This window comes from Rahnella sp. PCH160, assembly GCF_047784855.1.
Classification (GTDB): domain Bacteria; phylum Pseudomonadota; class Gammaproteobacteria; order Enterobacterales; family Enterobacteriaceae; genus Rahnella.
On record NZ_JBLOGT010000003.1, the window covers coordinates 64935 to 89498 of the forward strand.

At 51.5% G+C, this 24564-nt stretch carries 21 protein-coding genes and 1 pseudogene; 6 read left to right on the top strand and 16 right to left on the bottom strand.

Annotation, left to right across the window (positions count from 1 at the left end; genetic code table 11):
* Positions 1-26 precede the first annotated feature (26 nt).
* Complete coding sequence (locus ACM5QY_RS25845; protein ID WP_416121892.1) at positions 27-1265, top strand: IS110 family RNA-guided transposase; 1239 nt, start codon at positions 27-29, stop codon at positions 1263-1265.
* Positions 1266-1394: 129 nt separating this feature from the next.
* Here ACM5QY_RS25845 and ACM5QY_RS25850 read toward each other — a convergent pair whose 3' ends face one another.
* The 3 genes from ACM5QY_RS25850 to ACM5QY_RS25860 form a co-directional block, all read right to left on the bottom strand.
* Entirely contained in the window at positions 1395-1685 is a 291-nt protein-coding gene (locus tag ACM5QY_RS25850) for a DUF1330 domain-containing protein (protein WP_416123488.1), read from the bottom strand.
* A gap of 103 nt (positions 1686-1788) precedes the next feature.
* Entirely contained in the window at positions 1789-2838 is a 1050-nt protein-coding gene (locus ACM5QY_RS25855; RefSeq protein ID WP_416123489.1) for an aldo/keto reductase, read from the bottom strand.
* A 65-nt stretch (positions 2839-2903) separates the two neighbouring features.
* On the bottom strand, positions 2904-3476 hold the full coding sequence (locus ACM5QY_RS25860; RefSeq protein ID WP_416123578.1) for a flavodoxin family protein: 573 nt from the start codon (positions 3474-3476) through the stop codon (positions 2904-2906).
* A 136-nt stretch (positions 3477-3612) separates the two neighbouring features.
* Between ACM5QY_RS25860 and ACM5QY_RS25865 the strand changes: the two genes are divergently transcribed.
* Complete coding sequence (locus tag ACM5QY_RS25865) at positions 3613-4518, top strand: LysR family transcriptional regulator (RefSeq protein WP_416123490.1); 906 nt, start codon at positions 3613-3615, stop codon at positions 4516-4518.
* A 300-nt stretch (positions 4519-4818) separates the two neighbouring features.
* Here ACM5QY_RS25865 and ACM5QY_RS25870 read toward each other — a convergent pair.
* Positions 4819-4941: pseudogene (locus ACM5QY_RS25870) on the bottom strand (transposase); the annotation flags it as partial.
* Between the two features lie 151 nt (positions 4942-5092).
* On the opposite strand from ACM5QY_RS25870, the gene ACM5QY_RS25875 reads away from it, so the two are divergent.
* Complete coding sequence (locus tag ACM5QY_RS25875) at positions 5093-5443, top strand: hypothetical protein (RefSeq protein WP_416123491.1); 351 nt, start codon at positions 5093-5095, stop codon at positions 5441-5443.
* Positions 5444-5482: 39 nt separating this feature from the next.
* On the opposite strand, the gene ACM5QY_RS25880 is transcribed toward ACM5QY_RS25875, so the two are convergent.
* From ACM5QY_RS25880 to ACM5QY_RS25915, 8 genes are all read right to left on the bottom strand, one after another.
* Positions 5483-6256: a lipid II-degrading bacteriocin gene (locus ACM5QY_RS25880; RefSeq protein WP_134706923.1), complete on the bottom strand. Its 774-nt coding sequence runs from the start codon at positions 6254-6256 to the stop codon at positions 5483-5485.
* Positions 6257-6867: 611 nt separating this feature from the next.
* Positions 6868-7281, bottom strand: coding sequence for a hypothetical protein (locus ACM5QY_RS25885; protein WP_416123492.1), 414 nt, complete (start codon positions 7279-7281; stop codon positions 6868-6870).
* 79 nt (positions 7282-7360) lie between these two features.
* Entirely contained in the window at positions 7361-13123 is a 5763-nt protein-coding gene (gene mobF, locus ACM5QY_RS25890) for a MobF family relaxase (protein ID WP_416123493.1), read from the bottom strand.
* Positions 13120-13821: a hypothetical protein gene (locus ACM5QY_RS25895; RefSeq protein WP_416123494.1), complete on the bottom strand. Its 702-nt coding sequence runs from the start codon at positions 13819-13821 to the stop codon at positions 13120-13122. The genes mobF and ACM5QY_RS25895 overlap by 4 nt, the downstream gene beginning before the upstream one ends.
* Complete coding sequence (gene traD / locus ACM5QY_RS25900) at positions 13818-15779, bottom strand: type IV conjugative transfer system coupling protein TraD (RefSeq protein WP_416123495.1); 1962 nt, start codon at positions 15777-15779, stop codon at positions 13818-13820. The genes ACM5QY_RS25895 and traD overlap by 4 nt, the downstream gene beginning before the upstream one ends.
* 82 nt (positions 15780-15861) lie before the next feature.
* Positions 15862-16284, bottom strand: a complete 423-nt coding sequence (locus ACM5QY_RS25905) for a hypothetical protein (protein WP_416123496.1) — start codon at positions 16282-16284, stop codon at positions 15862-15864.
* A 61-nt stretch (positions 16285-16345) separates the two neighbouring features.
* Positions 16346-16669, bottom strand: coding sequence for a hypothetical protein (locus ACM5QY_RS25910; RefSeq protein WP_416123497.1), 324 nt, complete (start codon positions 16667-16669; stop codon positions 16346-16348).
* Positions 16670-16684: 15 nt separating this feature from the next.
* Positions 16685-17796 (bottom strand): IS3 family transposase gene (locus tag ACM5QY_RS25915; RefSeq protein ID WP_416118689.1). Its coding sequence is split into 2 segments (ribosomal slippage): positions 16685-17535 and positions 17535-17796, totalling 1113 coding nucleotides; the frame shifts between segments, so codons are not numbered across the junction.
* Between the two features lie 52 nt (positions 17797-17848).
* Between ACM5QY_RS25915 and ACM5QY_RS25920 the strand changes: the two genes are divergently transcribed.
* Positions 17849-18304, top strand: coding sequence for a hypothetical protein (locus ACM5QY_RS25920; protein WP_416123498.1), 456 nt, complete (start codon positions 17849-17851; stop codon positions 18302-18304).
* 211 nt (positions 18305-18515) lie between these two features.
* Here the strand turns inward: ACM5QY_RS25920 and ACM5QY_RS25925 are convergent, their stop codons facing one another.
* The 4 genes from ACM5QY_RS25925 to ACM5QY_RS25940 form a co-directional block, all read right to left on the bottom strand.
* Positions 18516-19643, bottom strand: coding sequence for an MFS transporter (locus tag ACM5QY_RS25925; protein ID WP_416123499.1), 1128 nt, complete (start codon positions 19641-19643; stop codon positions 18516-18518).
* Positions 19640-20830 (bottom strand): radical SAM protein, encoded by a 1191-nt coding sequence (locus ACM5QY_RS25930; protein ID WP_416123500.1) that lies wholly within the window; start codon positions 20828-20830, stop codon positions 19640-19642. The genes ACM5QY_RS25925 and ACM5QY_RS25930 overlap by 4 nt, the downstream gene beginning before the upstream one ends.
* A 403-nt stretch (positions 20831-21233) precedes the next feature.
* Entirely contained in the window at positions 21234-22001 is a 768-nt protein-coding gene (locus ACM5QY_RS25935) for a TraX family protein (RefSeq protein WP_416123501.1), read from the bottom strand.
* Positions 22002-22628 (bottom strand): recombinase family protein, encoded by a 627-nt coding sequence (locus ACM5QY_RS25940; RefSeq protein ID WP_416123502.1) that lies wholly within the window; start codon positions 22626-22628, stop codon positions 22002-22004. It lies immediately after the preceding gene.
* Positions 22629-22883: 255 nt separating this feature from the next.
* Here ACM5QY_RS25940 and ACM5QY_RS25945 point away from each other — a divergent pair, with 255 nt between their 5' ends.
* Both ACM5QY_RS25945 and ACM5QY_RS25950 read left to right on the top strand, forming a co-directional pair.
* On the top strand, positions 22884-23147 hold the full coding sequence (locus ACM5QY_RS25945; protein ID WP_416123503.1) for a helix-turn-helix transcriptional regulator: 264 nt from the start codon (positions 22884-22886) through the stop codon (positions 23145-23147).
* Positions 23144-24487 (top strand): type II toxin-antitoxin system HipA family toxin, encoded by a 1344-nt coding sequence (locus tag ACM5QY_RS25950; protein WP_416123504.1) that lies wholly within the window; start codon positions 23144-23146, stop codon positions 24485-24487. Before ACM5QY_RS25945 ends, ACM5QY_RS25950 begins: the two co-directional genes overlap by 4 nt.
* Positions 24488-24564 lie beyond the last annotated feature (77 nt).

The window sequence follows — 24564 nt, forward strand, 5'->3', positions numbered from 1 at the left end:
CAATCCCCGATAAAAAGGAGTTGGTGATGACTGTGACTAATCAATTTGCTGCGCACGTTGGTCTGGACTGGGCGGATAAAAAACACGATGTCTGTGTTCAGTTTAAAAACGGTGAACGCGTATTCGATGTGATTGAACATACAGCAGAAGCGCTTGATGCCTGGCTTACTGAGTTACACCAGAAGGTAAAAGGCAGAATCGCCATAGCTCTCGAGCTGAAGAAGGGCCCCGTGGTATATGCTCTTCAAAAATATCCCTTTATCACCGTTTTCCCCGTCCACGCTTTGTCCCTGGCTCGTTACCGTCAAGCCTTCTCGCCCAGCGGCGCTAAAGATGACCCGCAGGATGCAGAGCTGGCATTAGAGTTAATGCTGCGTTATCCCCAAAAGATAAAAGCTATTGAACCCGACAATGCGGATATTCGCTTACTTCAGCAACTGGTTGAGCAACGTCGTCAGTTGGTTGAAGACAAACGCCGCTTTGTGAATCGCCTCATCAACACGCTTAAACAGTATTATCCTCAGCCACTGGAGTGGTTCTCACATCGGGGTAGCTTACTTTTGTGTGAGTTGATTATCCGGTGGCCCAGTCTGCAACAACTGAAACGAGCCAGGCGCGACACGACCCGAAATTTTCTGAATGCCAGAGGTGGCCGCGCAATGGCCCTTACCGAGCAACGTGTTGCGAGTATTGATAATGCGATCCCATTGACGACAGACCCGAGTGTTATAGAGGCTAATGCTTTGATGGCAACAGCACTGGCGACACAAATTAAAGTCGTGAGTGAAATCATCAAAACCTATGACGAACGAATCGAAACGCTGTTTGACACATTGCCAGATGCGGGGCTGTTCAAATCACTTCCGGGCATGGGGCCGTGTATGGGCCCACGGATGCTTGCTGCACTTGGTGATAACCGTGACCGGTTTAACAGCGCTGAAGAAATTCAAAACTATGCAGGTATTTCACCGGTGACCGAACGAAGTGGCCAGAAATCATGGGTTCACTGGCGATGGCAATGTGCCAAGTTCGTCAGGCAGACCTTTGTCGAATGGGCTGCGAAGACGATTAACTCATCATACTGGGCCAGACTTTATTATCAGGGACTGCGAGAAAAAGGAAAATCTCACCAGTCTGCAATCCGGGCTCTTGCCTTCAAATGGATAAGGATCATTTACCGCTGCTGGAAGACCAGAACCCAGTACGACGAAGCAAAATATTTGCTGGCTCTCGAAGCGCGACACTCGCCCTTACTGAAGCCATAAAAAGCTTGTCGAATGTCTCAGGGCGTGAGGCGGACGTTGTAGTTCAACGCATATCTGGCACGGAGATCTGTCATCAGTCAGACCTTCGTACCAGGCAGTTAAATTTTTTATCAAGCTTTACGCCGAAAATTAAGCTCCTCCTTCAACCAGCACAAAAGTTCCGGTCGCAGCACCTGCACGTATTGCTCTGGCTGCCTGATATTGAGGACTTTCATAAAAACGTTTGGCCTCGGCAAAAGAAGCAAACTCAAAAACAACATGCCTTTCATGGGATTCTCCCTCAAGGTTTTCATACTGCCCGGACCAGGCAATAACCTTTGGACTGAACGCCTGCATTGCTTCTCCGGCAGCCTTAGCATATTCGGCGTAGGTAACAGCGTTCGATACAGTGACATGTGCGATTAAATACCCTTTGTTCATTTCTTTATCTCTTTTGTAAAACGTGATTTATTCCAGCGCAATACAGTTCTGCAGGCAAACATGCAAGCAGCGGGAACGGGGGGTTACAACGTTTTTATCTCATTCAGTTTTGAGAGCGAGAGGATGCCTGGCGGCGAGCTGCGTTCTGATGCTCAATCATCCATCCTGGATAATAAGGAGGCAAAGCGCTTACCTCATCCAATCGCACCAGTTCCTCTGCTGTCAGAATGATATCGACTGCGCCGAGGTTGTCGTCGAGCTGCTCGATACGCTTCAGGCCGATTATGACGCTGGTGACATAGGGTCTGGTCAGTAGCCAGGCAAGCGCTATCTGACTGACCGATACGCTATGTTCTTCTGCAATGGCGCGCATTTCGGCAACGCATTGCCAGGCGTGATCGCGATCGACCGGTGGGAAATCGAATTTACTACGGCGTGCATCGGCCTGTGCTGATGAATCTGGTCCGAATTTTCCGGATAGTAATCCGCCAGCAAGAGGCGACCAGACAAGGAGGCCCATCTTTTCCTCCCGGATCAGGGGCACTAATTCCCGCTCCACATCACGCCCGGCAATAGAGTAATAAGCCTGAAGTGTCTCAAAACGTGTTGTATTACGTGCCTCACTCAGGCCAAGTGCTTTACCGAGCTTACCTGCGGCCCAGTTCGACACGCCAACATAACGAACCAACCCTTGCCGTGTGAGATCGTCAAGAGCACGCAGCGTTTCCTCAACGGGCGTGACCGGATCGCTCGCATGAATCTGGTACAAATCAATATGATCGACCTGAAGTCTTTCCAGGCTTCTCTGTACCGAATCCATAATATGCCCGCGTGATGCTCCCTGTGCGTTAGGCCCAGGCCCCATCACCCCACCTGTTTTTGTGGCAAGAACAATGTCGTTGCGTGCAACACCGAGTTCTTTTAGTGCGACCCCTGTAATACGTTCAGACTGACCGAAGGAATAAATATCAGCGGTATCGATAAAGTTAATCCCGCCGGCAAGCGCTCGCGCGATAATCTGATTTGCTTCATTCTGTTCTACTGCGCCAATAGACGACCACATGCCAGCATCCGAGTTGCCGCCCAACGTCATTGTGCCGAGACACATTTCTGAAACAAACAAGCCTGTACGCCCAAGTTGCTTATATTTCATTTGATTTACTTTTCCTCTTCACCAGTGATACCGCTTGCAGACACAGGATGTGTACGTGACGTAATTCAACGACTCTTTGAATTCATAGGTTGAAACTGGGAGGCAATATTTACGACACGTGCGCCATACAGGCGTGCTGTTTCAAGATCACCTGATGACATTTCTTCAGGGGAAGCATCGGCAGGGGTTTGTGCCATGGCACCGATATTTGAGCCCATCCGATTCAGATCATCACGCAAAGAGGCTTTGGTATTAGAGGACTTAATATCCATGTTGACCCAGATACCGCCGTGCTGACCAGCCAGCAAAAAGAAATAGGCCAGCGTATTCAGCTTGTCACCATTAATGCTCGCGCTGTTGGTAAAGCCACCGAAAATCTTGTTCACCCATTTGCCCTCAAACCAGGGTTTTGACGAGGCGTCTGCAAATTTTTTGAACTGCCAGCTCGGTCCACCCATGTAGGTCGGCGAACCGAACAAAATCACGTCTGCCGCATTGAGCTTTGCCCATTCGTCTTCAGCAATGTTTCCTTCGGAGTCGATAGCCACGAGCGTGGCGCTGGCACCTTCAGCGACAGCTGCCGCCATCCGTTCTGTATGCCCATAGCCAGAGTGATAGACGACGACAGATTTAATCATTGAAAGGGATTGAGTCATGATAATTGCCTTCTGCAAGTGTCTGCGTGGGATTACGCGGTGTGAAGACAGTCTATTAAGTATTATAATGATCATAAATAACCTTAAAATTAACACACTGTTATTTAAACGAGGAACAATGAAAAATCTTGAGGCACTGAGCATTTTCGCGCGCGTTGCGGAAATGAAGAGTTTTACCCAGGCAGCAGAAAGTCTTGGTATTCAGAAAGGACGTGCTTCAATGGTGGTTCGCGAGCTCGAACATGACGTAGGCGCTACGCTTTTGCACCGCACCACCCGGACCGTGCAGTTGACCGAAGATGGCCGTATTTTTTATTCGCGTGCACGAGACCTGCTGGCGGAAGCAGACGAACTGAAGTCAATGTTTTCACCTGGCGGAATGTCACTGCGAGGGCGTTTACGTGTTGATATGCCGGCTATTCTGGCACAAAGCGTAGTTATTCCCGCGCTACCAAAGCTACTGGATACCCACCCGGAATTCGAACTTGAGCTTTCAAGTACTGACCGCCGTGTTGATCTGGTTCTGGAAGGATTTGATTGCGTAATTCGTCTGGGACCCATTGTTGATGAGACCCTGATTGCCCGGCCGCTAGGAAAATTACGGATGATCAATGCGGCAAGTCCAGACTATCTGAAACGCTTTGGTGTGCCGCAGAGGATTGATGATCTTCTTAATCAAGGACACAGGATGGTTCATTACATGCGGAATTTTGGCGCGAAACCTGACGGATGGGAATATCCGTCAGGTGATGGCTACGACTCGCTGATGTTACCCGGCACGATGACGGTCAACAGCGTACCGGCCTACCATGAAGCAGGACTAGCGGGATTGGGGTTAATTCAGGGAGGTTATTCCGCACTCCTGCCCCATATCCAACGTGGAGCATTGATTGAAATCCTTCCCAATCTGCGGCCCATGCCGCTAAATGCATCTTTCGTTGTCGCGCACAGACGCAATTTGTCGCAACGAGTGAGGGCTTTTATGACTTGGACTGAAGAAGTTTTGAAACCTTATTTTGACTAATATCTGAGTGAATTAGAAAACGGAGAAGGTAAAGGCCTACGTATTGACCTGCTCCCCGTTGATCCACACAAACTGTTATTAGCTACTTCCGCTCTGCATGCCCTGAGTATTCGTTAGCGAACGTGGAGCACTTACTGGCTCGAAAGCAAAGCGGCAATCATCAAATCACATGATTCTGGCACAATATTCGTAACCAATAAGCGCATACCCTGAATCACTTAAAAGTGTAACTCTCAGGGTTCGAATGACTATATTTGGCACACAGCAGACGTTCAGGCCTATCATGATTCCAGCTTTGGTGGCGGAAGAGTCCGGCCCGTACTTCTTTATCCATGCAAAAAGACTGTGGGTAGTGATATCGAGACGTGTTGCAACACTGGAAACAGAATGGCCACGATCAACAACTTGTTTAACTGCTTCAATTTAGAACTCTTCTGGATAACGCTTACTGCTCATGTGCACCTCTCTTTAAGCCATTTTAAATGACTCCGAGGTGTCTGTTAAACCCGTGGCGATTCAGGCAGACTATTATTAATGGGGGAACGAACTGGTGATTATCGATCTAAGAGGCAGTATGAGCAAGGCTACAAAGATTGGCTTAGGGGTTATTGCAGTTATGGTCATTGCTATTGGCGCTCTGTATGTTGATTTCGAAATGGGAAAACGTGCCGATATTGAAGCTTGCCTGACACTGCAACCTTCTCAAGCCGCTAACGCGGTGATTAAAGACGTTGTTAGAGCAGATAATCAGATTTTTGCTAAATACCACCTGTCAGTTAGCGATTTGCATGTTGATATGGCGGCTGTTCAGATCGGTCCAATGAGTGCGCTGGTACCATTTCATATCTCGACTCACCCAGCTAAGCAGTATTTCGGTATGCCGCGTTGTTCAGTGCTGTCGAACGTAGAATATTCCAATGACTGAGAAAGGGCCAATGGCCCTTTCTCATCATACTTACACCTTTCAGCGCTTACCATTAAGGTTGACGGGATGTTCCCCATTAAAGTAGATCTCATATTCTTTGCCAGGGATCAGCCGTAACACATTTGTCAGTAATTCCCCGACCTTGCCGCGTTTCACATCTTTATTGGCATCATAGCGGTCGCTAAAGCCAATGACTTTTCCATCAAACGCCCAGTTACCAGCCGCATCTACTGTCAGTATGCCTCGCAAATTTAGAGATACGCGACCGAGATAACTCCACTCCCAATAGCTACTTCCACGGAAGTCGTACCCGATATTTTGGTTAATATCGAATTTACCGATGCTGGCTGTCTTCAGGATCGTATCAACCGGTATCAGGTTTTGACGATTAAAGTTAAAGCTAAGACGATCCAGGCTAACGCTCAAAGGAGAACCATCTCCAAACGCATAGTGATAAAGAGCTGCCAGCGGAGCCATAGCATCCTTGGTAAGGTCAGTTTGCTTGTGAGGATCCCACAGGTCGGGTGCTAAATTGAACGCGGTGTAATAAACAGTCTGACCACCATCAATACGTTGTTGCTCAGCCCAGGCAGCTTTACACAACATCTGTTCCACACCGGTCGGGTTTTTATCCCAGTTGGTCATGCATTGCTGCAGGAACAGAGCAGTAGCTGTCCCGTCATTGAAGGCTTTTACGAGGCGAGGTTTAGTCGTCGGTCGCGGTTGGCTGTCGTACCCAGTCATTGAAGCAAAGTTATAGTTATCAGGGAAAGAGGGAGCGTTACCGTCCACGTTAATAGTATCTTCAGCCATAATTCAATCCTTTAATTAGTAAGTTATATGTCTTATGCAGACAAAGCCGTTGTGTTGTACAAAAACTAAATCACTGTATTTACATACAGTGATTGCACATTATCCCTGCTCTTTAGCTAAAGCAATAAGTAATAATGATTATCATTTGTGGTATCAATGACACAATACGGGGGTTTTGTTCTGCTCCAGGCCGGTATGAGTATTCAGGAATTTGCAGCGCTTCCCTGCGAACGAAAACGCTATGTTGGCAACGGTTTTTAGTGTTTGTAAATGCGCGTAGCGCATGGAGGCGACACCCCATTTTGAAAGGAACGCTATCGATAAGGGTCGCCGGTAGCGCGGCGCAGCCGCCCAGGTTTTATAGGTAACACCGATGCCCACCCCTCGCCCTGCCAGACCATTCCGGCTCACAGCAATGAAACGTCAAGGTACGCGGTCGGAGTGGTCCTGGCGAAGCCAGGGCGTATCTCCGCGTTAGCGCCTTTGGCGCTTACGAGCGTGTACTTCAGAGCTAAAGTCACACCTCTCAAAGCGACACATTTTTAATAGTTACAACATTCACTTTTAAAGCCACTCTGTTCCGGGCCGTTGGCCCGGGGCGGCGGGGCTTTTCAGGTGAACGGAGGGCTTACGTGCTGGCTCGGTGCTGGGGGTTGATGTGAATTACGGTTTTGAATGTTGTAACTAATCATGTTGCCGTTGTGCCCCGGCTTGTCCGGGGTGCTACTTTTCGAATGTTGCGGGCCTTTCACCGGCACGCCGTCAAGCTGCATCAGCAGCCGGTGCCCCTTCAGGGCAGACTGTGCCATCAGCTGTGCTTGTATTGCCGCCTGCTGCGCCTGCAGCTTTTTGCTCATCTCGATAAGCACCTGCGGGTGAGCCACCAGGTAGTCGGTAGCAATCTCACCGATACGGGCTTGCTGCGCCGGCGTGAAATCTACCGGCTCTGCAACGGCTGCCTGGATTGAAGCGAAAGTAAAACTCAGGGCGAGCGAAAGCGCCGCCGCGTTAAAACGGTTTGTCATAATGATGCCTCTGAAGAGGAATACCGGAGTTGTCGGTAAAGGAATAGGTGCCCGTTGACGGTATGTGAAACGGTGTGGATTAACGTTCTTTCTGAATATTTCGGACGGCCTCGTGGGTAATTTCTTCCCGCTCCGGCTCCCGGCCCCGGCTTTCGGGCGGTAACGTCAGTTGCCCCTGTTTTTCCAGTTCACGCGCCGCGCTGGCCAGCGCCCGCTCTGACAGGTCGTTTTGCGGATTTTTAGCGGTGCCGTGCGCTTTATCCTGTTCGGCCTGCACGTAGCGGAGTGCTTCTGCAGACACCAGGCTTCCCTGCGCGTTTTCAGCTGGCAATACGGCATTGGCGAACTGCCCGGCACCGGCCAGTGAGGCCAGCACGGCCTGTACAGCACCGTTGTTGTCCTGCAGGCCTTCGTTTTGGGCCAGCAGGACAGACGCCTGACGGACAAGCGCGACGTAGTCCGGCAGTTTCTCACCCGGCAGTACCGGCACCTGTTGCTGCATCGACTGCACCACCTGCTCAATCAGACGAGCCGACAACGCTGCTTTTTCAGCGCCCTCAGATGCCCCAGTCATAACGTGCAACGGAGGCGTTTCAGTGACGAGTGCCCATGCGGCATCACGTAACAACGCCGACTCATCCTGACCTTTAGCCTCCTGCGGCAAGCGTTCTGGCAGTGCAGGCCGCGCCTCTTCAACAGCCCGGAGTGCCTGCCGAAGCAGGGCTGACTCATCCGCCGGCCGTTCTTCTACCGGCAGATACCGCAGTATCTCCTGCAGCTCCGACTGAACCAGCCTGATCAAAGTGGCATCAGGTCTGAACGTCCGGTCAGTCACCCCGCCCGCCACTTTCAGCAGTTGCGCGGACGGCATCTGCCGGCCGGTGAGCAGTAATACGCCTGCAGCCGGATTGCCCCGCGCCGCCGCCAGCGCCTGCGACATATCGCTCACCACAATCGTGTCACCGTTACGGCTTTTTTGCACCACCGCCGCCTGGGCGCCCTCGGTCGTCAGCTGGCGTACCGGCCCGGTCTGTATCTGACCGGTGTCCGACTCAAGGGGAAACATCGTCAGCCCCGCCGTCTTGCCATTACCATCAAAGACGGGCAAGGCGAGGTGCGGCATCGGATACTTCTTTGTGGGCGGGATGATCCGTGCGGTGATCGGGTTATCTTTCAGGTTCTGCTCCCGCAGGTAGGTTCGCCCAATCGCCGTTTTACCCACCGGCTGCCCCATCGCCCAGATGCTCCGGGCCTGCGCACGCTCTGATTCTGGTTTCAGGACATCATGCGCAGTCGTCGGGCCATTATCCTTTTGCCGCAGCGTATCCATCCAGTCACGCAGGCCATCCGTGTAAATCTGCACATGGTCGCGGGCACGGGAGGCGTTGATGTAAAAGGCCCGCATGCCGCTCATTCTCTTACGCGCACCGTCCGTCCCCTCCAGCGCAATCACATAGTCCGTACTGGCCCCTTGTGCGCCGTACCCCGTCACAGCCCAGGCATAATCGATGTGCTGGTCTGCCAGCGTCCTATCAGGCGTAATGATCTTCTTACCGTCGGCGTTTTTGAGCACGACTTCACCATTATCCCGCAGTGCTTCCCCCCGGTACTGCTCATGGGCGTCATGGCCCGCCTGCTTCTGCGTTTTGCTCATGCGCACGCTGTCACCTTCCCGCAGCTCAATCTCCCGGCGTTCAAACACCTCAATTTCGGTGACATTCAACTCCTGAGGAGAGTAATAGTGCATGCGGTCGTTCTCATCGCGTAAAAATACCCGATCCGTCCCCTTGTCCACGCCGGTCACGCTCAGATAACGCTCATTAGCCAACACCACCTGCCCCGCCTTCCAGTCATTAATGCGGTTAAAATCGTGGCGTCCGCCGGTAATGCGATCCAGTATCGGGACGGTCACCGCTTTATCCCCCAGCACTTTTCCGTCCAACATCGCCTGATGAATGCCGGCATTGATAGCCTGGCGGTCTTCATTCAGCTGCACCACAATCATGGTACGCTCGCGGGCATCCGGTGTTCTGCTCATATAGTCCATGATAATGCGTGTCACCGGTGATTCGGTTTCGACCACCGAGTGGGCAGGGGGATCCCAGAATTGCCGCCGGGGCACCGTCTTCGGTGACACCTGCTCAATTTTCTCGAGGGCCGCGCCGGCTTTGTTCTCAATGACGCTGTAAACGGCAGATTTCAGGTCATGATTACGCTGGCGAACGATTTCATTCATCACGGCCACGTCGATGGAACTGCGCTCCTGCATCAGCGTGAACGGTGCCCCGCTTTCCGGTGACTGCAGCTGGCCGGTATCGCCCACCGGCACGGCGCGCCCCTCCCCGCGCGTTATCGCATGATAGGCGGCAGCGGTGTCCTGATTACCCACAATCGAGGATTCATCAATCAGAAATACCGTATTGGCATAACGCACGTCTTCGCCCGCCGCCGTGCGCTGTTGCCAGTCCACGACGAAAGATTTGATTGTCTGCGCCTCGATGCCAACGTCGCGCATTTCCTTCACCGCGCGGTGCGTCGGTGCAAGCCCAATGACTGACGGTCGTTCACCGACCGGCAAGGTATCGATCGCGGCTTTCACCGCCCGGAACTGGGTAGTTTTCCCCACGCCGGCATAGCCCTGTACGGCGGTAAAACGGTCGGGACTTTGCAGGATAAGCGTCGTGGCGACCTTCTGCCCGGCGGTCAGACCATTGAGTAAGACCGGATCAATCGTGGCCATCAGCGGTGTCTGGGTATTTTTACCCGTATCAATCTCCCGGATGATGGCCTTTTCCATCTCCCAGGTCGCCCGCCCCACAAATCCCCCTCCGCCACCGACTTTCACCGGGATAAGGTCCCCCTCTTTGACCTGCCGGGCCACTTCGGCCCGTAACGCGCCCAGATGATTGAAGAACGTGCCCGCCTGCTCCAGCAGCTTCACCTCTGAGAAGGCGACCTCCTTCATCTGGGCAACGGCGCGCGACACGGCTTTTTGCGCATCCGTGAGTAATCCTGCGTTTAACACTGCCAGCGCCTCCCCGGCGTCTTCCTTGCCACTGACCTGGCGGACTAACGCCAGCGGTGAACGGGTGGTACGCATACGCCCGAGTTTCTCCTCCGCCTTGTTTTGCGCCTCCCCGGTAAAGATTTCCGCCTCATGACCCGACTGGGCCAGGGCGTTCATGATGTTGCCGGACAGGTCACGCGCGTTGAGGCTGGCCAGCACGATGCCGCGCTCATTGTCCCGGCTCCCCGGTGCGCTGACATAACCATGCGTCAGATACAGTGGCCGATCGGTCGCGACCTGCAGCGGTTTTTTCTGACCGTCACGCTGCACCGTTAATTTCCCCTCACTGACCGCCGTGACCGTCAGCCGATCGCGGGCTTTCAGTCCATTGGCCTTGTCGGCGGCCAGCGCAAAAAGCTGTTCCCCCTGAGCGATGTGCAGCTGTTCACGGGTAAACAGCCGCCAGTCGCCGGTCAGGTCGCTGAGTTTTACGCGGCTCAGAACGCCGTCGCTGTCGATAAGTGACAACATGCGCTTCTCCTCATGCACCCGGTCAAGGGTGTAGTGGCGGGTTTCATTTTTGTCTGATCGGTCTTCCAGCACCATCCCCGCCCGGTAGGTGGCCGGGAGCAGACGCTCCTTCACGCTGGCATAGACCGGCGTGCGGGCTTCGACGGTCAGTCCCTCGCGTTCCAGCTTGCCGGCATTTTGCAGGGCGTCACGAATGATGCCGGTCAGATGCTGCTGTTCCCGGGCACCGGTGACCACGGCCGTCACCGGGGTATCCGGTGCGCTCAGGTCGGCATAGCGTTCGGCCAGTGCCCGATAACGGTCGCGCTTATCGCCAATACTGATCACCCGGGCTTCCAGCCCCGCCACCGGCTCCGTCAGGCCGTGACGGGGCACGCCGGCGGATGACAGCACCGACAAGGCGTTGGCGTTGGACTGCCGTCCGGCACTGTCCAGGAAGATAAGCTGGGCGTCTTTTTCCTTCGCTTCGCCGCTCAGGACCAGCATCTCCTTGAGTCCGAGGCGCTCCGCACTTTCCACGATGAGCGTGCTGTGTGATGAGAGACTGAACCCCTTATCCAAAATGCGGCTGCGGTAAAGGATGTCGTCTTTGAGCAGCGGAGATTTGCCAAAGCTCAGGCCCCGTTCGGCGGAACTGGCCAGTATTTTCACCTCGCGACCGTGCTCACGTGACATTGTCACCAGTTCTTCCGTCACTTCGCGCAGACGTCCGATTGACGCCGGCGCGTTCAGGATGGCCACCGGCGCAAATTCCACCGCTTTGAGACGATCAGGCGTTTCGTGATCAGGCTGGCGGAAACTGACCACTTTTCCCTCCTTCACGATATCGCCCGCCAGGGCCTGCACCGACAGCTCATCCAGCAGATGAATATGCGAGGTAAATACCCCTTTGTCCCCGTCCAGAGGAGCCAGCAGGTTTTCACCGATGGCCAGATCAATCGCCTTGCGGAGATTGGGAATAGCGTGCTGATCTTCCCCCACTTCATGCGCCGTCATCAACAGGTCGCCGTAGGTAAAGCGGGTGCGGGTGTCACTCAACACCGAAATCGCGGTACGCACCGCCTGCATAGCGTGCGGCAACTGCGGGCGTTCGCTCTCCTGTTCAGGCTCTTCGGCGCGAACCTGCGCCGCGTCTATCACCTCGCGGATATTGAAATTCAGGTCAGCCATCTGCTGATCCCACCTGGCCTGCAGGCGGTTGCGGCCGGCCTGCGTCTCCGGTTTGGCGATGGGTGGTTCCGCCGATGCGTCCTTTGCACCCGTACTTTTTTCCAGCGTTACCTGTCCGGGTTCGGTCAGACTGACCGCCTCAGCGGTCGTGCGGACAGGGGCGTTCCCCTCTCCAACCACCTCAATTGCAGGTTCTGACGGTAAATCCACGCGCTCAGGGGACGATGATCGCACGCTGGCAGTGTCAGCTTGCGTCAGTGACGGCGCAGCCGGCGTGCGTGCGCCCTGTGCATCGGCTTCATCGAGTCCGTAACGGCTGATATCGACCTTTTTCTGCCGGGTGTCTAACGCCGCGACGTCGCGGCTTTTCAGTGACGCTTCATCCCCGACCTGGGCGGCGATTTCACGGTGGCGGGACGAAAATTCCTCCAGCACCGCCTCCGGAAACCCTTTGATTTCCCAGAGATCATGCTTGCCGCCGGTGAGTTCTGTCTCATACCCCAGCGCTTCCGCTTTTGCCCTCAGGCCGTTACGGTAGATTTTGCCGAAGCTGACCTGATGGCGGTACATCGTTTCAATAAACCCGGCACCATAAATGGCGTCGGTGGCCAGCGCCTTCCACTTGCCGTCCAGCTCGGTCACGTTGGCCACCACGGCGTGGGTGTGGATGGCCGGATCGAGATTGCGTGACGTATCGTGGGTAATGAGCGCCGCCACCATCTTGCCGGTGGGGACAATGGAGGTGATGCCTTCCTTCGTGTCACGGGCTGAAATCGTCTGCTCCATGATGGCCAGCGTTTCTTTGACAGACTCAATATGGGCCTGCAACAGGCGCTTATCGCCGCCGGCCAGGATAAGCATAGAGACACTTTTAGGTGCAGAAAAGGTGAAGTCGTGTCCGGGCCGATGCACATGATTACCTGACACCTCCTTCCCCAGCTCCACGCCGTTCGGCAACCGCCCGTGCAGGACATTCGTGAACGCCTCAAGGTCAACGTTCCCTTCCAGTCCCAGCTCACGGGCGCCTTCCCCCAGCCACTGGCTTTGCAGATCATCGAGGAAATAGTAGTTATCTTTGCTGCTGTAATAGCCCGCCGCGTCTGCAGCAGACGCAACGGAGGCAACGGTCATCATCGTTCAAAACCTCCGGGTTCGTGGTGTTCATCCATATGCTGGTACGCGTCATAATCATCGTGGTGTCGCAGAATGTTCTGTTCCTCCTCGGCCATCGCGCGGTTTGCCGCGCCGTACTCCGTCGCCTGGGCCTCATCCAGGCTTTCCGGTGCCGCCTTCCGGGCACCTAACGTGCGCAGAACAAGTTCGCCCTTTTCGTCAACCTCCACGTCCATCTGCAGGTCCGGTGCTTCCCCCTGTGCCTCTGTTGCCGCCTGGTCTTCGGTGCCGTCAGCGGTCGGCGCGGGTTTGCGCCTTTTTTGCGCGAGCATCTCCAGTGCGCTGAGTCCGACGGAGGGCACTGCCTGCTTAACCGCTACCGCAGGGGCTTTGGCCGCAGCCGGACTAACAGGTGGCACGGCGGCCGAATCCGCAGTGACGGCACGTGGGGTCGCGGCATCAGACACTGATGATTTGACCGGTGCGGGAGCATTCGGGTGTTTGTCCGCCGTTCTGGATACGCCATCACTCTCTCCGGGGTTTCCCGCCGCCACATCCGGCCTCATCATTCGCGGCGTAAAGGGACGCACGTTGCTGGGAGGCTCCGTGAGGACGGCAGTGCCGGGCTGAGCAGAGCCTTCAGCCACCGGCGGTGTTGGTGTTGCCGGTGTTTTCAGTGCTTCAACGGTGAGCGGCGTCGGCGAAACCGTAACGGTCACGCTTTTCCGAACGGGGCTTTGTGACGAAATACTGTCTTTCGGGGCGGCGTCTGGGGTTGAGGGGATTGAGTGACAATCTCCGGTTCTGCTGCGGCTTTCTGCCCTTCCAGAATTTCGTCGCCGGTCGGGAAGACAATGCCCGCCATGCGCGTCGCCTGTTCGTTCTTGCCGATGACCTGTTCCAGCTGGGGACTGAGCACATCCTTGAAATCGCGCTCCATCAGCGCCTTGTGGTACTTCTTCTGAGGGCGGTACTTCAGATCCAGTTTCACGACCGGGTATTCCCCCGGCAGGCGGGCGTAGAAGCGAAGGTTTGGCATCGACATGATCTGGTCATAATCGACCACCGGCTCGTTGACCTTGTCACGACTGATGGATATGCCGTCACGGATTTGGTCAAGACCGTAGCTGTTCTGCTCCCGCGCCTCACGACGGCGCTGATGCCCCAGCTCTTCCTCAACGATTTTTGCCACCTCGGCGCTCGGCGAACGGCCATAGAAACGGGTGTTGAGCAGGTCAAAAATAGACTTGGCCAACTCGCGTCCGTACACATTGATAAGCTGAGGCATGTTCTGAAGGCCCAGAAAAAAACACCCACCGAATTTTCGTCCTTCAGCCAGCGTTTCAGCAAAATCCGGGATTTTTTGCAGACTGGGTATTTCATCAAAGATGAACCACACCCGCCGGTCAGGGTCTTCCCCCATGCTTTGAAGATAAATAGTGGCCATCGACAGCCACATCGACATCAGCGGGCGAACGGATTTGCGATGACGGGCTGTGGTGGAGATAAACAGCCAGCTTTTGTCGTATTGTGCGTCAGTCATCCACTCCCGGATGCTGAACTCGGGCTTACCTTCCCGATCGAGCCCCTGCAGGTAGCGCAAGGCTTTGGCATAGTTCGTCACTACCGACCGGATCGAGATGGCCGTTTTCTCAATTTTTTCCTCTACCAGGTTGGCAGAGGGCGTGTTTTTGAGAAACTCGCGTAGGGTTTTCAGGTCGATAGACAAGAGGGCTGTCAGGAACTTCTCAATACTGCGATCGCTATGTGAGGCAAACTGCATCGCCGTGTCGCTGAAAATAGTACGCGATGAGGACACCCAGAACGGGTCGGACTCCCCCTCCACCGGAATAAGCGAGGCCGTCAGGTTCTCGTAGTCCACCACTTCCCGCGCTTCCCGCCACAGCACCCAGTTCTCACAGCGCTTATCGTGCGCGTTGAGAATTTTGTCGATACGTTCGTCATAATGCGTTTCAATAAAGGTGCCACCGGAGTCGTAAACAATCGCCCGGTCTCCCCGTTTACGTATAAAGTCGAGCAGCCAGCGGATAAGGGTGGATTTACCGACGCCGATGGTGCCGTGGATCAGATAATTCATCACCTCGGCATTCCTGACCATATTCAGGCCACCAATCTGCAGGTCTGACTTCTGCCCGGCCTTTTTCAGCTGCCGGTTCACACTGGCCAGGTCATCCGTCAGCGTCATGCCGGATATATAGGTATCTTCACTCTCTTTTTTGCCAATGCGCCCCACGTACCAGGCAATTACGCTGAACAACAGCATGCAGATTGTGCCGCAGCCTGCAGCGCTCAGTTTTAAGTTATTCACCAGCTGGCCGCCCATCGACTGCATCCAGGGGTCGGCCAGTAATTGTCCCAGCGTCAGTTTGGTGGTGCATAGCGTTTCGCTGGCATTGCAGTGCCAACTGATATCCCACGTCGCCGGGCTTTTCGGGTTCATCAGTGGCACAAAGCTGGATAACAGCCTGCCGGTCCAGTACCAGTAACCGTTATTCAGGACATCTGCGGGGGTAACGGCCCAAAACACGCCCGCGGTAGACACCACAAACAACAGGAAGAGCCAGTTAAATATCCACTGGTTAACCTGGGCAAACATACGCAGGCGGTAGGCCGTCATCTGGCCCCCCTGCGTGAGGTACTTCGGTGTAAAACTCATGGTTCAGCTCCGGCAAGCGCACAGGCAAAATCCGCCCGAACAGGCAGCGCAGGGATCGTCAGAAAAAGAAATGGGATGGAATTCAGCGGGAAAACAAAGACGTCTTGTTATCTCTAAGCGTAAGACGGGATACCAAAATGCAGCTGGCGATAAACACGAGCAGGCCACTTCCCTGAACCTCAGTATTCCAGCAAAGACCGAAACTCACTGCAGTAAATGCCGTCAGAAGGGCCACCATAAGGTGAGATAACACGAGGTATCTCCACGCAAAACGAATAAACGGCATCAGGCCAAGTGCTGCTATCCGCTTTCGCTCAGGGACTAGGGGCAATATCACCCCGACCAGTGCGACCAGGCTGCAAAGATTCGCCGTATACGCATCTGTGAGCTGCTGAGGCCCCCATTGGCTTCGCAGCGAAACCGCAAGCATGAACCTGACGCCAGCAAACAGCATTACCGCCCATCCCCAGAACAGCACCCGTTTTCTGGTCTGAAACAAAATCATGTAATTTCTCCCCCTCACTCTCACCGCCATCATCTGCATTCAGCGAAAAAACGAAGACGTCTTAGTGAAAAGACGGCGGATTACGGGGTGCCGGTGGGGTGCTGTACTGGGCCTGAATGAGTGCGCCCGCCGTTCTGAACAGGAAAGACACAGCGTGAATCGCGCCCACCGTGACGGATGACAAAAACGCACCGACCGCCAACACCAGCATGACCAGCAGGACAACCGGCAGGGCATCCGGGAGCAGCGTGTTGCTGTCCGGGTGTAATGCCAGTGAATAGGTATACAGATAACTGTCGTGAATAATGAACTGCAACAGGGAGACGCCGTGATACCAAAGAATAAACGCGCTCCAGATGAAAAACAGGGTAAACCAGGTCATCATGTAAGCACACCCGTTTTAGTTCCACGCACTTTTTGAGATTTCCGTATTTTCGGCCATCAGCCTGTACTCTTCCGGCGTCAGGTTATTCAGAGATTCATGAGGTCGCTCGCTGTTATATTCCATCAGCCAGCGCTCTGTGATTTCCCGTACTTCGTTCAGAGTTCTGAACAGGTAAAAATCCAGTATTTCTGTCCGGTACGTCCGGTTAAACCGTTCGATAAAGGCATTCTGCGTCGGCTTACCCGGCTTGATAAATTCCAGCATCACACCATGCTCTTCTGCCCAATTCGCCAGAGCCAGTGAGATTAATTCCGGTCCATTGTCCATCCGCATCTTCAGCGGGTATCCGCGGTTTGCCACAATCCTGTCCAGTACCCGGACGACACGCTGGGCCGGAATATTCAGGTCTATTTCTATCGCCAGCGCCTCACGGTTAAAATCATCCACCACGTTAAAGGTTCGAAAGCGTCTGCCGCAGACGAGCGCATCGTGCATAAAATCGATCGACCAGCTCTGGTTTAATGCTTCCGGTGTTGCCAATGGTACCGGGTCGCGCACCGGCAGGCGTTGTTTACCCTTACGACGAAAATTCAGTTTCAGCAGGCAGTAAATCCGGTGTACACGCTTATGATTCCAGGCATTACCGTGCCTGCGAAGCACCTGAAAGAGCTTCTTAAAACCGTATCGCGGATAGCGTTCCGCCATTTCAGTCAGCGCCTGGATCACCGGCTCATCGCGACGGGTATCGGGCTGATAAAAATACACCGTCCTGCTCAGCGATAATGTCCTGCATGCCTGACGTAAGCTCATGGCAAATTGCGCCGTCAGATAGCTGACGAGCTCACGCTTTATCGCTGGTTTTAAAGCTTTTTTTCGATGACGTCTTTCAACGCGCGGCATTCCAGACTGAGGTCGGCAAACATCTGTTTGAGCCGCCGGTTCTCGTCTTCCAGATCTTTGATCTTTTTGATATCGGCGGCTTCCATCCCGCCATATTTCGCTTTCCAGTTGTAATAGCTGGCTTCTGAAATTGCGGCCTCGCGGCAGACATCTTTGACGGTCCTGCCAGCTTCGACGGATTTCAGGACGGCGATGATCTGGTGCTCGGTGAATCGGATCTTGCGCATAGCGATCTCCTCAGGGGACATAATCAGTATGTCGGAAGATCTCTAAAAGTGAATGGTTCGTTTTACCGGGATACTTACACTGACTGCTGCAGAAAAAAATCAACTCAGCCCTACTCTTACAATAGACCAAAGTTCTAATGAGTTATATATTAATAATAAAAAGTCCGGTACATTCACGTGCAATGTTGCCTGTTTGACTATATCACATGGTGCCATTACTCTGAGTTTTTTTGAGAAAACAATAAAAGATCATGAAGATAATATGCTTTTTCATTTAGAGCCACATGAAAATATTCCAGCCGCTAAATTCTATGGTGGTTTTCCACCAAGCAAAACAATATTCGATGAAATATATATGTTTGAATATCATTCAAATTCCAATGAATGGTTTTTATGTATCTGCGATGCCGAGGGTAAACTAAAATCAGAAGAAAAATTTGACGAAAATGGACTCCTAAGAATTTTGCACATTTTTTTCTATAAAAAAATAGAAAAAACTATTTCATAGTACCTAATCAATCCTTATTGATAAATTATTTAGAGTTAGAACCCAGCCTTACGTACGCGCACGTTAAGTGCGCTTTTTTGTGCTTGTTTCTTGGGTAAATCTGTCTCGGTTTCTTCTTTACTCTTTTCATTGACGCCAGTAGCCGTAAAGAGCTGAATTCTATCTGCCAGCTTAAAAAGATGATTATCGAAGCTGTGCCGATTCAAAATTACTAGTTCCAACGGTCATCTTTTATTATACAAACAAACAATTTTTTGGCCGATGTGAGTATAAGTACAAGAACTGTCAGGTAGAACAAAGATAGGAAAACGAATACGTGCGAGACTCCACTTTTTTCGATAAGAAGGCCCGCCATAACGGAGCCACCGGACATTGCCAAAGATTGTCCAATACCAACTAATGGGAGCGCGTTTGGAGCAAGCTTCCCTATAGCAGCCAATGCCGAGGCATATGCTGCCGCAGCTGCCACATATTCCAGTGACAAGAAGCCTCCAATCTGAAAAGGTTCCGAAACGATGCCTGCAAGGCTAAACAACCCAGTGATGATTGCGAGCGCCGGAACCAGAACGAATAGCGGTTGTAGCCTATCTGAGAGATAGCCAAAAATAGGCATCAAGACCGTAAAAATTAAAAATCCACCTGAGAAAAAAATGGCCGTTGCAGAAATGGCGCGATCGCCCAAAGCTTGAAAAGCTACAGGAACACCGAGCGACAATGCCCCGAAAGTGCAATCGAACAATGCGAACAAAGCCACGAGAGGCCACACCGGTAACAACTGCTTTAATACGGAAACTGGCGGCACCATGGCGGATGCTTTCGACTTAACACTTGCTTGTCGCTGAAAAAGCACCGCAATAGCGCATAAAATTGCCACAATAAGAAATGCACCCTGAGGTCTATGCAAGGCGTTAGTGCAGGCGATGATGAGTGGCCCGGCCAGAACGCCTGCCGACGACATTCCATTGAGCCAACTTAACCTATATCCAACAGCTTCGCCCATCGAGGCAATATCAACGGATGCTTTCGCTAGGAACCATCCAAACACGAACCCCTCGATGCACCGGGCCAGGCCGACGAAAAACGGCTCGAAAGTAAAGCTGAGGACGCCGTAACTGACAACTGTCAAAAACAGCATGAGCGCAGCTGGCCAGGCACGGATTTTAGGAGAAAGGCATGCAGCATATCCCAATGCCTTGGCCAATGGATAAACTCCAATTAATAGTCCAATCTGAACAGAAGATTGGGTTCCCGCCATAAGTTCATTTACAAAGGGGGTTAGCATGCCGTAGCCAAGACTGACTGCAAAGGCACCGAAACAAAGTCCCCACGAGCCGTTCATACCACCCATTCCAATATCGATAATCGAGAAATATCCATATCAAAATCGGCAGTTCGTGCAGCATAGAATTGATTTATCGTGCTGTAAGATCCGTTCCGATGACATCCAGCAAGCGCATGGCGTGGGTCAAGATTTTCAGAATAGAGCGAATTGGCCGTGCCTACGAGAAAGCTAACTTGGTCCTGAACCGATGGTAACATCGCGTTGGCAAGCTCGGACGCAGGGTCTGGATATAAAGGTCCTGGCGACGGAATGACACCGACAGAGACCATTGTTTTCATTTCTTCTGAGCAAAGCTGATTAGGGAGAGGAATGTCATCCTCTACCATCAAGACATTACTAAAAACTTGGCCTCTCCCAAAAAGTGAAACGGCGCGTTCCCATACGTGTAGGTAATGCTCGAAGGGTATCTTTGCCTTGCCAGGCATGTAATGGGCTCTTCGATCATGCGTTAGGAACTCGAGGTTGCACGAAACCGTCGTCACGCCGGATTCGCGAAGCTTATCTAGCCATTCCAATTCCTGTGGAGGCTCAAATTCCGCAAAAATAGGTATTCCTGCGATGCGTGCAGTCTTTCTAAGACTGGATAGTACGGTCAGAATCGACCTAATTCCTCGGTCCGCTCCAGGTGCTGTTCCTGTGGTGAGAGAGATATGTTTTACCTCCCCTAGCGATATTGCGAGAGTGCTTGCATCGATCAGGCGTTTTAACGAACGATCCTCAGCATCCCGCCATTTAGGAATAGAACAAAAACGACAGGCGTTTCCTTGTTTGAAATACAAGCATCCGTGGTTAGCTGTGAGTGCAAGATGCCCATCATATTCAACATTACAGATGTCTCTGAACGGCACACCATCAATTTTGGCTTCGTGAGAAAAATAAGGCCTCTCGAACTCAACTAACAGAGGTCGTCCATGTATGAGGATTGTGTTTCTCGTTAGAGTAATTTGGTATCCGCTTTTGGAACGATGGGTGTAAACAGGAACTTCGATTTTAAGCAAATCATCTCGAATTACGAGGTAAACACCTGCTCCGTCAGAATTGTGGGGGTCAGTAGGCCCACAAAGGTCGACGCCATGTGTTTGAAGCATAATCTTCATTATTGCCATACAGTAGTGAGGATTTATATGTTCCGGTAGGCTCATATTTAGCGTTTCTGAAATTCCAGTGAGTGCTCTGTCATTCATAAGAGTATTTCGCGAATATCCAAGAGGCCGCGTGTATGATTGATAGGGAACTCATGTCGCTTGTCCTCAATACCAGGTAAGTATTTCGAAATATGAACCTCTTCATAAGTATTATCAAGGTGTTTGAATACTAATATTATATCAATGCGTGCGTAGTGCGTTTTTTACACAACCCCACGGGATGTGTATATTCCATAAATGAAATATTCCTATGTGAATTTCTGTGTTCTATTTCTTTTTAGAGGTAGCTGCATGATGCGAAAAATAGTTTCATTGAGTGATAATAAATTCAATCATCTAATTCCAGTCGTCGTCATTTAGAACAAATAAGTATGATATTTAAATCAATATTATTATTAGTTATAATCAATAGTACGTTTTACATTTTTATGTGCCGCTTACATCACTGCCCCCTTGTGCTTAGTAAAACTGAAATAATTCCTAATACAAGCAGATGCGCGCAATACAGCCAGTAGAAAGTTTGTCGCGGCAAAAATCGTTTCCCTGCTGCTTCAACGTTATCGATTAAAGTCAGCACAAATAGCGGTAAACAAAGCGTGGGTATAATGGCGAAAACGACCACTTCAATTATTGGCGCTGTCATCAATGAAGCAGCATTTAAACTGAATAGTGATAAAACCCAAAGTAATGGAACTATCTTGCCTGATGATAAGCTGGCTAGCATCAGAACTGAGATCAACACAAAGGCAATGCCCGCTAACCCATAACTGGCCAGTGAGAGTGGCCATGCGAAAATGGCGATAATCAGTACGCTCTTTATCCAGCAATACCGCGTCCTGGGATAGATCCACGCGACCAGTTGGCTGCACACGGCGAATACAAACAAAATGTTCAACGCGTACCAGGGCTGATGGTCATAAAAGGCAAAGGCAAAGAAAGGCTGGGTTATGATCGCCCACTTCCATTGCCGTTTAGCCAGTTCCTGGGCACGGCCTGGCTGTTTTGCCATGTTGAATGCGAAGATAAGTGCGAACAGTGGCATTGCCATGCGGCCAACGGCGTAAAGCAGTGGGCTAGAGGGTGACAACAGAATGTCATTCATATGGTCGATAAGCATGGCGACCAGGGCCACGCATTTAACCACGTCCATGCTAAACGGAGACATTCTGTCAAAGTAGCCTGGAACCGCCCTCACCTGCCCTACGAGCATCTACTCAGCCTCTTCACGTAGTTTCTTGCAGACCCGGTTAACCGTACTCAGTGACGCGCCGCTGATTCGGGATACGTCGGCCAGGCTCTTTCCGCTCTTTCGTAGCGTCATGATCACCATATGCAAATCTTCGTCAGCCCTGCGTCCGTGAAACTTCCCCTCGGCTTTGGCTTTGTCAATGCCCTCGCGTTGCCTGCGGCGGCGGTCTTCATAGTCTTTACGTGATATCGCGGCAAGCATGTCTAACATCATGCCGTTGATAGCCCGGAGCATAGCCCCCTGAAAATCATTTCCGCTCTTATCGGTTAACGCCATTTGGCTGGTAGGCAAATCTAAGCTCACAACAGCCAGCTGCTTCGCGTGAATAATTGTTTTTAGCGCGCCCCAGTCATCCTCTGATAAACGGGATAACCGATCGACCTGTTCAATCAGGATGATGTCACCTTTATCTGCTTCATCCAGCATCCGCATGAGTTCGGGTCTCTGAAGCGAGGCACCGGACTCATTCTCGATATACCAGGCGGCGACTCGGTGTCCATTGTCCTCTGCGAATGCCTTCATCCGTTTTTGTGCTCTTTTAGCATCCTGACTTTTTGTTGAAGCCCTGAGATATCCGAAAATGTACATAAATACCCTTAAAATGTCATTAAGGTTATATCACAATATATAGTGTCATTTAGATAGTTTCTTTAGCTAAATTTAGCTATAATTTAATTGTTCTTTTTGGGTATACAAAAGGATACTTCTGATCTTTATTCGAAATATTCAAGATATAATTTCTATCGGCATCCAAGCTAAAATTTTTGTAATAAGGTCATGCTATGGATCCCATGGGATACATTTTTGCTTTATAGTAGATTTATTGTATCCCAGGAGACACAGATGACTACTCTCTATGATGTTGCAGAAATACTCAAGACTGCAAGGATCGAAGCAGGTTTGTCGCAGGCTGAATTGGCTGAGAAAGCGGGTGTTTCACGTGTGACCATTGTACGAATGGAGACGCTTGCTAAAGGCGATATGAGTGTGTCCATTCTTGTGCGTCTTTTAGAGGCAGTGGGCTATGACTTGCGTGCTGTCAAAATAGGGCATGTCCGGACCTTGGATGACATTCTCCTGGAACAGCGCAATGGGGAAGACTCATGAAGTTAGATGTGCAAGTTCTGGGTAAGAAAGTCGCGACATTATTCAGGAACCGGGATGAGTATGTGCTTCAATACTTACCAGGGACGAAGAGTACCGAATTTATCAGCTTGTCGATGCCTGTTCGTGAAGAAGCATGGCGTTGGCCACGGGATTTGCATCCCTTTTTCAGGCAGAATCTGCCTGAGGGTTACCTTCTGGGAGTTATTCGTGAAGAATTTGGTCCACTGCTTGATGGAACAGATTTATCGCTTCTGGCTGTTATTGGCTCTTCAAGTATAGGAAGGGTAACCGTAACTCCAGAAGGTATCGTTCCCGGAGAAGAACCTGATCTTCTACAAATTAACGACCTGCTGAAAGGTAATAACACTGCCGACCATTTTGCTTCTTTGGTAAGGCGTTATGCGAGAGCCGCAGTATCGGGCGTTGTACCGAAATTTCTTGCTCCTGCCGGCAAAGAAGAGATACCACTGGGTAAACCCACTCTCAAAACCAGACAGTTCATCATTAAGGGCTCAGACGACACAACACCTTATCTCGGCTTCAATGAATTCTACACAATGAGAGTGTTAGAGCGGCTTAGGGTCACTCACGTGGCTCGTAGCATCATGTCTGATGATGGCAAAGTACTTCTTGTTGAACGATTCGACGTTGATGAAATAGGTAATCCTGTGTCCGGTTTAGAAGATGCATGTGGATTATTGGGGATGCCGCCGCATGAGAAATATGCGACAACGATGGAAAAGGTGTTAAACGCAAGCCGCGTGTACTTACCGGGTACGGCAGTACGTGCGCAGTTGGAAGGTCTGGGATGGTTAATTTTGACGAATTTCATTGTTCGCAACGCGGACTGTCATTCAAAGAATATTGCCCTCTATTACACGACTTTGTCAGATGTGAAATATACGCCAGTGTATGACTTAGTAACGACGCAGGCCTACCCACGTTTTTCACATAACCCGCCAGCACTGTCAATTGAAGGAAGGCAAACGTGGCATGCGCGTAAGACCTTGGAACGATTTTTTAATGCCAGGTTGGGGATTTCGCCGCGCCGATTTGCTGAAATGGTCGACGTACTTTCAGAATCTGCAGTTGAGGTTGGAAAGGAGATGGTTGAGGCATCCAAGAATGAACCGCAATGGCGAGACATGACAAAGCACATGCTCCATGCATGGAATGAGGGGATCAATTCATTGCAGCGCACCAAATCATTACAAGTAATTGGATCAATAGAAGAATTACTTGATGAAGAAGGGTTTTCAGGAATAAGAAAACACGCAGAAGATAAAGTTAGCTTCGGACGGTCAGAATTATTGGGAAGTCGTAAAAAAAGGAATGATTAATGATGCAAACTCAAAATTGGACAACTCGTTATACTATAATCACAATTCATACTTATTTTTTATGAGTTCATATTTAA